The 11,139-nt window shown below is 61.5% G+C and carries 9 protein-coding genes; 5 read left to right on the forward strand and 4 right to left on the reverse strand.

Annotated features, from left to right (window positions below; all coding sequences use genetic code 11):
• Positions 1–256 precede the first annotated feature (256 nt).
• From VNS12_RS08150 to VNS12_RS08165, 4 genes are all read right to left on the reverse strand, one after another.
• Complete coding sequence (locus VNS12_RS08150) at positions 257–2,251, reverse strand: methyl-accepting chemotaxis protein (protein ID WP_325487341.1); 1,995 nt, start codon at positions 2,249–2,251, stop codon at positions 257–259.
• 547 nt (positions 2,252–2,798) lie between these two features.
• The gene (locus VNS12_RS08155; RefSeq protein WP_325487331.1) at positions 2,799–3,506 is read right to left on the reverse strand and encodes an RNA polymerase sigma factor; all 708 of its coding nucleotides are present in this window, start codon (positions 3,504–3,506) and stop codon (positions 2,799–2,801) included.
• 3 nt (positions 3,507–3,509) lie between these two features.
• On the reverse strand, positions 3,510–4,028 hold the full coding sequence (locus VNS12_RS08160; RefSeq protein ID WP_325487332.1) for a cupredoxin domain-containing protein: 519 nt from the start codon (positions 4,026–4,028) through the stop codon (positions 3,510–3,512).
• Entirely contained in the window at positions 4,025–4,435 is a 411-nt protein-coding gene (locus VNS12_RS08165; protein WP_325487333.1) for a hypothetical protein, read from the reverse strand. The genes VNS12_RS08160 and VNS12_RS08165 overlap by 4 nt, the downstream gene beginning before the upstream one ends.
• Before the next feature lie 180 nt (positions 4,436–4,615).
• Here VNS12_RS08165 and uvrB point away from each other — a divergent pair, with 180 nt between their 5' ends.
• From uvrB to VNS12_RS08190, 5 genes are all read left to right on the forward strand, one after another.
• Positions 4,616–7,204, forward strand: a complete 2,589-nt coding sequence (uvrB, locus tag VNS12_RS08170; protein ID WP_325487334.1) for an excinuclease ABC subunit UvrB — start codon at positions 4,616–4,618, stop codon at positions 7,202–7,204.
• A 154-nt stretch (positions 7,205–7,358) separates the two neighbouring features.
• Positions 7,359–8,717 carry an HD domain-containing protein gene (locus VNS12_RS08175; protein WP_325487335.1) on the forward strand — a complete coding sequence of 453 codons (1,359 nt, stop codon included), beginning with the start codon at positions 7,359–7,361 and terminating at the stop codon, positions 8,715–8,717.
• Between the two features lie 2 nt (positions 8,718–8,719).
• Complete coding sequence (locus VNS12_RS08180) at positions 8,720–9,226, forward strand: hypothetical protein (RefSeq protein WP_325487336.1); 507 nt, start codon at positions 8,720–8,722, stop codon at positions 9,224–9,226.
• Between the two features lie 98 nt (positions 9,227–9,324).
• Positions 9,325–9,891: a hypothetical protein gene (locus VNS12_RS08185; RefSeq protein ID WP_325487337.1), complete on the forward strand. Its 567-nt coding sequence runs from the start codon at positions 9,325–9,327 to the stop codon at positions 9,889–9,891.
• 467 nt (positions 9,892–10,358) lie between these two features.
• Positions 10,359–10,853: an SH3 domain-containing protein gene (locus VNS12_RS08190; RefSeq protein WP_325487338.1), complete on the forward strand. Its 495-nt coding sequence runs from the start codon at positions 10,359–10,361 to the stop codon at positions 10,851–10,853.
• Positions 10,854–11,139: the final 286 nt, after the last annotated feature.

Below are 11,139 nucleotides of genomic sequence, written 5' to 3' on the forward strand. Positions count from 1 at the left end.
TGACGGTAGCGGTGGTGACCGGTGCCGTCCTGTGCGGATTGTTCACCATGGTCCTGTTCGTCACCGGCGCCCTCGCCGCCTGACGCGCCGTGTAACCAGCCACTAGAGCGTTTCCAGAACAGGTGGATACCACCTGTTCGGTTCGGAATCGCGACATAACAAGGACTTAGGGCACCTGATCTGATTCAATCAGATCAGGAATTGCACTAAAAAACCCGCGCAGCGGACTGCGCGGGCTTCACTGTTCTTCAGTCGCTCAGAACTCGGACCAGTCGTCCGCGATCGCCGCACCGCCATCCGACAGATACACCCGCTGTGCCATCGCCACCGTGCGCGCCCGCGGTTCTATCGCCGTCCGCGCTTCGGTATTTTGCCCGGCGTCGATCGTGAAAATATCCACGATGGTGTCGAGCGCCGTCGCCTGCGCTTCGGTCTGTTCGATGGCCGCATTGGTCTCCTCGACCAGCGCCGCGTTGTGCTGGGTCATCTCATCCATTTGCTGGATGGCTCCGCGCACTTCCCCGATCGCCGTCGATTGCTCGCGGTTGGCCTGCGAAATGCCCCGCATCAACTCGCTGTTCTCGCGCACCGCCGCCAGAATGTCGGTCAGCTTGGCGGCGGCTTCGGCCACCAGCCGCGATCCGCCCCCCACTTCGCTCGAACTCTGCTCGATCAGCGCCTTGACCTCCGAGGACGCCTCCGCCGCGCTCTGGGCCAGCCGCCGCACTTCCACCGCGACCACGGCGAACCCCTTGCCGGCCTCCCCGGCCCGCGCTGCTTCCACCGAAGCGTTGAGCGCCAGCAGGTTGGTCTGGAACGCGATATCGTCGATCATCCCGATGATATTGGAGATCTTGTCCGAAGAGCTGGTGATCCGCGCCATGGCGCTGGTCGCCTTTTCCATCACCACGCCGCCATCATTGGCCAGCGCCGCCGCCGACTGGCTCTTGTCGCGGGCGATTTCGGCCTTTTCGGCGTTGCCACGCACCGTCGTGGTCAGCTGCTCGATGGCCGCCGAGGTTTCCTCGATTGCCGCCGCCTGCCGCGTGGTACGCTCGCTCAGGTCGTTGGCCCCGGCCAGGATTTCCCCGGTCGCCGCCTTGAGCCCGCGCGAGGTCGCCCGCAATTTGCCCACGATGTCGGACAGCGTATCCGCCACCGCATTGGTATCGTCGCGCAGCGCCGCAAACGCTCCGTGATATTGCCCTTCCATGCGCTGGGTCAGGTCGGTACGGGCCAGCGCCGAGAGCACATGCCCTGCTTCCCCCAGCCCCGCATTGACCGTATCGAGCATGGAATTGAAGTTCTGCGAGACGCGGTCGATATCACGGTCCCCAAACGTTTCGGTGATGCGGCGCGTGAAGTCTCCGGCGACGCACGCCTCCACCACGCTGTCGAAAGCCCGTTGGAAGCGATCCATCATCTGCGCCCGCTCCGCTGTGGCCCGGGCGTTGCGCGCCCGTTCGGCGTCGGCCTCCACCATCGCCTGCCCGTTGGCGCGGAACACCTGCAACGCCTTGGCCATCTGGCCCAGTTCGTGCTCGCGGTCGGTCCCGGCAATGTCGAGGTTGAAATCCCCATCGGCCAGTCGGCGCATCATTGCCGTCATCCCGGTGATCGTGCCCGACAGCCAGCGCCCCATCAGCACCGCCAGCGTCGCGCCCAGCACCATGGCCAGTCCGCCCAGCACCATCACCGCGATCGTGCTCATCGCCGCATGGTCCACGGCGATCGGGCCCAGGACGTTCTGCGCGCCCGAGGCCCGCGCGGTCAGATCGTCATAGATCGCCTGCAAATCCTCGGCGATGACGTCGAGGTCCCGGCTCGCCGCCACCCGCACCATCACATTCATGGTGTTCTGGGCCTCGATCATCGTTTCGGCGGTTGCCTTGAACTGATAGGCAAGCTCCTGCGCCGCCATCAGCCCGTCCAGCGCAACCTCGTCACCCTCGAAGATTGCCAGCCCGCCCTCATCATAGGTGGCGACATCGTCGATCATCGCGATCAGGTCTTCGGCCAGCGCGTCGGTCGGATCGATGCGATAGGCAAGGCTGATCCGGCGCGCTGTGGCCAGGTCGGCGGCGTATTCGTTGATTTCCAGCGTCTGGCGCGCCAGCGCCCGATAGTCGGTGAATGATCCGGCGACGCTTTGCAGGCCGAATGCCCCGGCCAGCCCCACCAGACACAACAACACGATCAGGGTGCCGAAGGCTCCATACACCCTGAAAGCCACGCTCAGTTTTGCAAACATCCTGTCCAAACCCGGTTCCCCCATGGCAAGCCGGAGAGACAACCAGGTCCCGCCCGGGCTTGCAGCAAGCATCAGTCGCCGCGCGGCGCGATCCCCTGCACCTGCGGGCGGGGAAAAGCTAGGATGCAATGATTAAGATTTCAGCCACCATATCCGGCCCCGCCTGAACCCCTCATTCAGCCGCCATTCAGCCGCTGTGTGGTCTTTTGCCCCGTGACAACACGAATTCGTCACCGGCTGAAACCAAGTGCGGGTCGTGTTCGTTAAGACGATGAACCGGAGCCACCAACGGCCCCGGACAGGCGACAAACACTGGAGACTGATATGGCCCGCACCCTCGTTCAGATGAGCATCGGAACCGCCGCTGGCGCTGTCATGGTCACCATGATGGTCACGGTCATGGCCCTCACCGGCGCCTTCGCGTGATCCGACCCTCCAAATCCATCCCATGCGTTAGAAATGACCCCGCCGCACCTCCTCGGCGGGGTCTTTTCGTGTAGAGCGTTTCAAAAGGAGAGCCGGGTTTCCGGTTAGACGCCGCCGCCCTTCAGGGCCGCAGCACACCCTTGGCCGCCAGATCCAGCATCACCCGCTCGGTCAGCATCTGGCAGCGCTTGCCGCCGAACGGGAACACGCTGGAAAATCCGCCTGCCAGCGCCTCTTCCATCACCGCCCGTAATTTCCGCCTGGCCCGGAACAGCCGCGTCCGCACCGTGATCGGGTTGAGGCCCAGATCGCGCCCGATCGCCCCGATATCCATGCCCTCGCTCTCATACATGAGGAACACCACCCGCAGCGGCGCGGGCAGGGTTGCGATCGCCGTCTCCAGGATTTCGCGCACTTCGCGACGTGCCATGGCCACCTCCGGGCGCTCGATCACCGCTGCCGGAAACGGCACCACGCTCGATTGGTTGGCATCGGTTTCGATCACCGTGTCGTAACTCTCATGCTGTTTTGCGCCGCGTTTGCGCATCGCCGCCGCGTTGAGCACGATCCGCGTCACCCAGGTGGAAAACCGCGCTTCGCCGCGAAACGTATCGAGTCGCGTGAACGCCGCCAGATACGCGTCCTGCACCGCGTCCTCGGCTTCCGCATCGGTGTCCAGCACCCCGCGCGCCACCCGGAACAGCCTGGGATTCAACCGCCGGATCAGTTCGCGGATCGCGGCCGGATCGCCCGCGCGCGCGCCGACAACGAGTTCCGCCTCGCTCGGCCCCGCCCCGTCTCCGATCTTCTGCACTACCGTCTTGAGCACGCCTCACCTGCTGATTACGGCACCCGCGTCGATGATCGCATCGACCGGCGGCAGATGGGCCAGAACCGCGTCCGGCAGATCGTCGTCTGCTGCCGCGCCCTCCCATCCCGGATCGTCTTCGGTTCCCACCACGATTCGCCCGGCCATTCCGTGCAGTTCGTGGGGGATGCAGTAGTAATCATACACCCCCGGCGCCGAAAGCACGACCTCGAAACTCTGCCCCGGCAGGAGAAACTTACTGTCCCAGGGCGTGGCCGCCTCCGGTATGCGCCGGGCCCGTCCATAAAGATCAGGGTGATAGGTTGTTGCCGTGTGGCTGTTGCCGGGATCGTCGTTGACGAACCGTACCCGTGTTCCCACCGCAACCGCGAGCCCATTGGGCTCGAACCAGGTGTTTTCCCCGCGCGGCGTCCCCTTCATCGAGATCGTCACCACATCCTGCGCCCATAGGCGCCGCCCAGCCAGAAGGGCGGCCAGAATGCCGCCCCCCAGGCCCAGGATTTGCCTCCGGTTCGCGTTCATTCCGCAAGCCGGCCCTTGGCGCCATCATCGTGGAACAGCACCACATGCGCATGCGGTTCTTCCACCCCAGGGTGGCCCGCATTGTAGTAGATATCCACCGACGTCACAGTGGCCGCGCCGAGTGCCAGATCGTCATAGGCGGTGCCGCCTTCCAGCGCTGCGATCGGCGTCATATACACGGTTGCCGACAGTTTTCCGTCATGGTCATAGGCAAGGAACGGTCCCGCCGGCAGTGTATCGGGGTCCACATAAAGCGTCCCCAGCCCCGGCAGGAATTCCGGCAAAGGCAGCACGTCGGCCACCTTCACATAAGGCGCGGGCGGCGGAGCAGCCCCCAGATCCTGCGCCAACCCCGGCGCGGCCAATATCCCTACAGTCAGAGCGATTGACGCGATTTTCCCGAACATGATGTGTCCTTTCCGGTCGAGGCGGATCTGCCTCACATCCCTTGGATGCACCACCCCCCAAAATGTTCGCCTCCCCCGCAGTTTTATTTTCCCGCTGCCGCGCTTCTTCGACAGCCCGTTCCCATTGTGTTCCCATCATGCTATTGAACTGGCTCACTTGCGGAACGATATGATCCTCCCATGACCTCCGAAAAGAAAACCCGTCCAGGCCAGCCCGTCCGGCGCGAGGACAGCCAGCCTGCAAAAGCCGATTTCTCCATTGATGATTTCATCAAGGAGATTGAAAAGGCCGAGGACGCCGCCGCGTCCAAGCCGCTCTATGCCGAGCGCATGCGCAACAAGCGCCGCCTCGACCGCGAGGAGGCCGCCGAAGCGCGCGAGACCATGCGGCTGGCCGGCAAGGGCAAGGACAACGCCGAAGCCAATGCCCGCCGTCTCAGCGAGGCCACCGCCAGCAAGTCGAAGCGCTCAACAGCGAGCCAACCCAAAAACGCCCGGAGCGCCGCGACGGGCATGACGCTCAAGGCCCCGAAATCCAAGGCCAACTCCGTCGAGCGCCCCACCAATCTCGATGGCTTTGCCGAGGCGCCGCAGGCCGGGTTCCACGCTCCCGCCACCATGCAGTCGACCCCCTCTGGCGTGTCGGCCACCGTTGCCGCGCTGGAAAAGATCATCTCAGAGGGCCGCAAGGAGGTTGAGGGCAACGCGGCGTGGAAGCCCCACCGTCCCGCCGCCTTGAAAAAAGACCGGGCCGGCATCCCCTTCCGCCTCGAAACCGACTACACCCCCGCCGGCGACCAGCCCACCGCGATTGCCGAACTTGTCGAAGGCGTCTCCAATGGCGAGACCGATCAGGTCCTGCTCGGCGTCACCGGTTCGGGTAAGACTTTTACCGCCGCCCAGGTGATTGCCCGCACCAACCGGCCTGCCCTGATCCTCGCGCCCAACAAGACGCTGGCCGCCCAGCTCTATGGCGAATTCAAGAACTTCTTCCCCGACAACGCGGTGGAATACTTCGTATCCTATTATGATTACTACCAGCCGGAAGCCTACGTCCCGCGCACCGACACCTATATCGAGAAGGAATCCACCATCAACGAGCAGATCGACCGGATGCGCCACTCGGCCACCCGCGCGATCCTCGAACGTGACGACGTGATCATCGTCGCCTCGGTTTCCTGCATCTATGGCATCGGCTCGGTGGAAGACTACACCGCCATGACCATCTTCCTCGAAAAGGGCCAGCGCATCGACCAGCGCACGCTGTTGCAGGAGCTTGTCGCCCTGCAATACAAGCGCGGCGATCTGGGCTTTGTGCGCGGCACCTTCCGCGTACGCGGCGATACGGTGGAAATCTTCCCCGCCCACTATGACGACGCCGCCTGGCGCATCACCATGTTCGGCGACGAGATCGAGACCATCGCCGAGTTCGACCCCCTCACCGGCAAAAAAGCCGCCGACCTCACCAATGTCCGAGTCTTCGCCAATTCCCACCACGTGACGACCCGCACCACGATGAATGCGGCGATCAAGGAGATCAAAAAGGAACTCCAGGCGCGCCTGCAGGAGCTCAACGGCATGGGTCGTTTCCTCGAAGCCCAGCGGCTGGAGCAGCGCACCCTGTTCGATCTCGAAATGATGGAAGCCACCGGTTCCTGCGCCGGCATCGAGAACTATTCGCGCTATTTCTCGGGCCGCAAGCCCGGCGAACCGCCCCCGACCCTGTTCGAATACCTCCCCGACAACGCGCTGGTGTTCGTCGACGAATCCCACGTCACCATCGGCCAGTTGGGTGCCATGTATCGCGGCGACCTGCGCCGCAAGGCGACGCTGGCAGAATACGGCTTCCGCCTGCCCTCCTGCATGGACAACCGCCCGCTGCGCTTTGAGGAATGGAACGCCATGCGCCCGCAGACAGTTTATGTCTCGGCCACGCCCGGCTCCTGGGAAATGGAGCAGACCGGCGGCGTCTTTGCCGAACAGGTCATTCGCCCCACCGGCCTCACCGATCCCAATGTCGAAATCCGTCCGGCGACCAATCAGGTGGACGACGTTGTCGATGAGATCCGCCAGACCACCGAAAAGGGCTATCGCACCCTGCTCACCGTCCTCACCAAGAAGATGGCCGAGGACCTCACCGAATATCTGCACAAGCAGGGCATTCGCGTGCGCTACATGCACTCCGACATCGACACCATCGAGCGCATCGAGATCATCCGCGATCTGCGCTTGGGCAATTTCGACGTCCTCGTCGGCATCAACCTGCTGCGCGAAGGCCTCGACATCCCCGAATGCGGTCTTGTCGCCATTCTCGATGCCGACAAGGAAGGGTTCCTGCGCTCGGAAACCTCACTGATCCAGACCATTGGCCGCGCCGCGCGTAACGTCGACGGCAAAGTCATCCTCTATGCCGACCGCGAGACCGGCTCCATGCAGCGCGCGCTGGCCGAAACCAACCGCCGCCGCGAAAAGCAGCTCGCCTATAACGAGACCCACGGCATCACCCCCCAGTCGGTGAAGGCCCGCATCAACGACATCATCGACAGTGTCTATGAGCGCGACCACGTCTCGGTCAAAATCCTCCCGGGCAAAGACGGCAAGGACACCGTCCCCGTCGGTGCCAACCTCGCCGCCGTCATCAAAGACCTCGAAACCCAAATGCGCGAAGCCGCCACCAACCTCGAATTCGAACAAGCCGCCCGCCTCCGCGACGAAATCAAGAAGCTGCGCGAAATGGAACTGGACGTGCTGGAGGGGCCGGGGGGATAATGTCTTGCATCACCAACGGCATACCCATTGCAGCGCTTGCTCAAAGTAACGATAAATTTTCGATTTAAAATATTGGGAAAGTTACTCTCGGAAGTCGTTTATTAAACCGCAGCGTGGTATCCGCGAAAGGACGCACAGCAATTCGGGATACCATATGAGTGTTCAGCGCATTCGCGATCCGATACATGGGCTGATCAGCTTCGACTTGAACGATCCGATCGAAGCCAAGGTCTGGGAAATAATAAAAGCTCCCGAATTTCAGCGCTTACGGCATATCCGGCAGCTCGGTGTTTCCGAATTCGTCTTCCCCAGCGCGACCCATACCCGTTTCGCCCACTCCATCGGCGTTTTTCACAATGCCCGGCGACTCATGAAAGTCATCGAGCGAGACGAAGGCAAAAGGCTCGACAAGGCGCGCAAGGCCACAGCGCTCATAGCGGCTGTGGTTCATGACGTGGGGCATGGCCCGTTCAGCCACGCTTTCGAAGTGGCCCGCGAAGCGATTGCCAAGGAACGTGGGATCGAGGTCATAAAAAAGCATGAGGCGTTTTCTGCCTCCATGATCACGAACCCCGATGGCAGTTTGATGTCGATTATCGAAAACGGGCATCCTGGCCTCGCGGCGGAGGTATCTGATCTCATCAAGGCCGACAATCCCATCGATATATATCATGCGGTTGTCTCTAGCTCATTCGATGCCGACAGGCTGGATTACTTGGTTCGCGATCGGCATATGACGGGCGTTGAATGCGGCTCCATCGAGCAGGAATGGCTGATCGACAATCTCATAGAATGGAATATTGACGTCTCGCAGGACGATGACGAACCCAGAATAGTCCGTACGTTCGTCTTCAAGGCCAAGGGCAGGCAGGCGGCGGAGGACTTCCTTCTTGCGCGATATCGGCTTTATTCCCAATTGTATCTTCATAAGACTACGAGAGGGTTCGAACAGATAATTGGCGCAATTCTGCTGCATATTGCGAGAAACTGGGACAGGTTGGACGTCTTGGGGTTGGAACCGCGCAATCCGTTCATTCGTTTCTTTACCCCTGGGGGAGAAACTCTCGCCAATTATGCCGCGTTGAATGATAGCGTGTTCTGGGCAACGACGAGAACTCTTGCAGAATCGGGAGATGAAAGGTCTAAACTGCTGGCGGGCAGGCTTCTGATGCGAAAGCGCTTGAAAGTACTCGATGTTTCGGTCGAATTCGGGCACGATCCCGCCCAACAGGCCAACGCCGAAATGCGATTGGATCAATACCTTGAAGACCAACTCGGCTGGACCGTGTTCAAGGACACCGCACCAAATCACCTCTATGGGGTGAGTGGGGGCGAATCCGCTAAAGCCCATCAAATGGTCAGGGTTGTAAGTGGCGGCACCGCTATAGAGATTACCGACTTTCCGGACACGATCATCAACGAGTGGCTAAGAAAGAAGAAAAACCTCGTGCGGTATTATTTTCTGGAAGATGCCGCTCAAGCCGAGGCTGAGCGCTTCATGAGGGGAAGATAGATATGAAGAACCGTACCGATCTCATTTCCTCCGTAATGAAGGCTGCCGATGGGGAAGTCGTCGGCAAAATTCGTATGCAGAAGATTTTTTACCTTCTCGAACAGCTTGGGCTGAATGCAGACCTGACCTTTTCCTACCATCACTACGGCCCATATTCCGAGGACCTCGCGAGATCATTGGACTACGCCGAAATGGTAGAACACGCGATCAAGGAAGAGCCTCGCGATACATCTTCAGGCAGCACCTTCATCGCATATCTCCTCAAAAAGGATTGCGGCGCAGTTTCGCACATCGGCGAAATCGAATGGGATAAGGCTAAAAGTTATATTTCGACGATGAAGAAAGAGACCTCGATCGTTATCGAACTGGCGGCGACGATACACTGGCTTCGCCATAAGGAAAAAGTCGAGGATTGGAAGGCAGAACTCAAGCGGCGTAAAACCTCCAAGGCCGAGCCGGCATTGGTCGCGCGTGCCGAGGCTCTTTTACGAGGCCTCCAGCTTGATTGAGCCATTTATCCCCGCTTCTCCAGCCTCGCCTAATCTCCTGTAACCCCGGCCTTGGCGTGAGGCTTCCGCGCTCCCGCCCATACGGACAGGAGACCGCCATGCCTTCCTCCCGCCGCATTGCCTTCCAATCCCTCCTCACCCGCCTCGCCGCTCTGCACGAAGACCTTTCCGTGCAGTCTCGCGCTGCGAAGGCAGCACCGGCACCGCAGGCGACGTTCAGGCTGGTGAAGGACGTGCGTGTGGAGGCAGTTCGGTTGCTCAAGGGCACGAAAATCGGCCCTCTTCCACGCCTGCCCCATGCACAAACGGCCACGCTGGCCGATCTGCTCACCATGCTGGGGCAGCTGCGCGCTATTTTAGCCAACCATGGGCAGGCAACCGGACAGGACCGGGAAAAAACACCTGCGGAAGCGCGCTTTGAGGATATGCGAAAGGTGTGCCTTCGGCTGGCCGAAGTGGTGATGCTCGATGTCGAGATTGGCGTTCGAGTGCGCCTGGAAGCCATCGAAAAGGGCGAAGATCCCGAAGAGGCGTATACGATAGCGCACACGTTCTTTTATCGGGCCATGCTCAATGAAGCGAGCAAGCTGGGCGTTGAAATCCCGGAAACAGTTCCGCGCCTTGCCACCCACGCCGATCGCTACCCACCCCCATTTTCCAGCTGATTTATCCCCGCCCTCAAAACCCCTGCCATACTCCCCCTCACGGTCATGCACCCGGTGGGCGCAGATGCATACGAGCTTCGGGCATGGCCGGTCCGGGCTCCTCGCAGGTCGCTGCGGGGAAGGCAGAAACGTTCCCAGCGCCGACTCGCGGCACAGCCGAGGGTGTACTGGCGAAAGCCAGCGGGGATTGGCCCCAGCATGAGAGAACGACCAGGCCCAAAACCCCGGATGTATGCGGCGAGGCAGACCTCGCTTTACCATAGAACGGAATGAGGCCTGTCTCGCCGCATACCGCCCACCGCCATCCCCCCGAAGCCTTCGGCTGTCGGGCGCTTCCGCGCACCCAAATCCAACCTAAACCAGCCATTCAGCGCCGGTTCAGCCAGCATGCGCTTTATTGGAGTCAAGGCAGGCGGAACGGTCGATCTCCACCGCGCGTTTGCCAGCAACACATAAGGAGAAGCAGGATGGCTCTCGGAAAGATTGCAATTAGGGGCGGGCTCGCCGCTCTGATGGTCGCGGTGATGAGCGTCGGCGCCTATGCCTGGGACGCCGTCGCGACAAATTCGCTCAATGTCCGCTCTGGCCCGGGCACGCAGTATCGCGTGGTCAAGGTGCTCCAGCGCGGCGAACGGGTCGATGTCGAATACTGCCGCAGTGGCTGGTGTTTCCTCGATATGGGCTGGAACGGTAACGGCTGGGCCTCGCAGAATTACCTCGCCCAGGCTGGCGCTTGGCAGCCGCCGCGTCCGCAGCCCCAGCCGCCGCAGTGGCGTCCCAATCCGCCACGCCCGCAGCCGCCCCATTGGACGCCCGGTCCCTCGCGGCCGCCACACTGGAACAACCCGCGTCCTCCGCGCCCGCCGCAGTGGAACAATCCGCGGCCTCCGCGTCCCCAGCCCGCTCCGCCCAGCGAAGTGTGCTTCAACGGGCCCAACGGATATTTCTGCATCGGCAATTGATCGCCGTATGAACAAGATGGCCGGAGCCCCCCCCGCTCCGGCTATTGCCTTTTCCCCGCCTCGCCCCGATATGCTAAATTCCGTACACAGAATTCGGGGGGACTCTTGAATCATGAAGTCATACGTCAAGCTGGCATCAGGCCTGATGGTTGCCGGAATGGGCTTTGCCGCCCTCGAACGCATGGCCGCTTCCGGCATGGCGCAAATGGGCTTCATGATTCCCAACGGCTGGGGCGGTCTGGTTTCGGCAGTGGCCTTTGCCCCCTTTCTTCTCATCGCCGCCGGA

The sequence above is a fragment of the Pelagibacterium sp. genome (genome assembly GCF_035555455.1).
In the GTDB taxonomy this organism is placed as follows: domain Bacteria; phylum Pseudomonadota; class Alphaproteobacteria; order Rhizobiales; family Devosiaceae; genus Pelagibacterium.

Coding starts and splice junctions, on each gene's coding strand:
- VNS12_RS08180 (WP_325487336.1), top strand. CDS start 8,720: ATGAAGAACCGTACCGATCTCATTTCCTCCGTAATGAAGGCTGCCGAT.
- VNS12_RS08190 (WP_325487338.1), top strand. CDS start 10,359: ATGGCTCTCGGAAAGATTGCAATTAGGGGCGGGCTCGCCGCTCTGATG.
- VNS12_RS08160 (WP_325487332.1), bottom strand. CDS start 4,028: ATGAACGCGAACCGGAGGCAAATCCTGGGCCTGGGGGGCGGCATTCTG.
- VNS12_RS08185 (WP_325487337.1), top strand. CDS start 9,325: ATGCCTTCCTCCCGCCGCATTGCCTTCCAATCCCTCCTCACCCGCCTC.
- VNS12_RS08150 (WP_325487341.1), bottom strand. CDS start 2,251: ATGTTTGCAAAACTGAGCGTGGCTTTCAGGGTGTATGGAGCCTTCGGC.
- VNS12_RS08175 (WP_325487335.1), top strand. CDS start 7,359: ATGAGTGTTCAGCGCATTCGCGATCCGATACATGGGCTGATCAGCTTC.
- VNS12_RS08165 (WP_325487333.1), bottom strand. CDS start 4,435: ATGTTCGGGAAAATCGCGTCAATCGCTCTGACTGTAGGGATATTGGCC.
- uvrB (WP_325487334.1), top strand. CDS start 4,616: ATGACCTCCGAAAAGAAAACCCGTCCAGGCCAGCCCGTCCGGCGCGAG.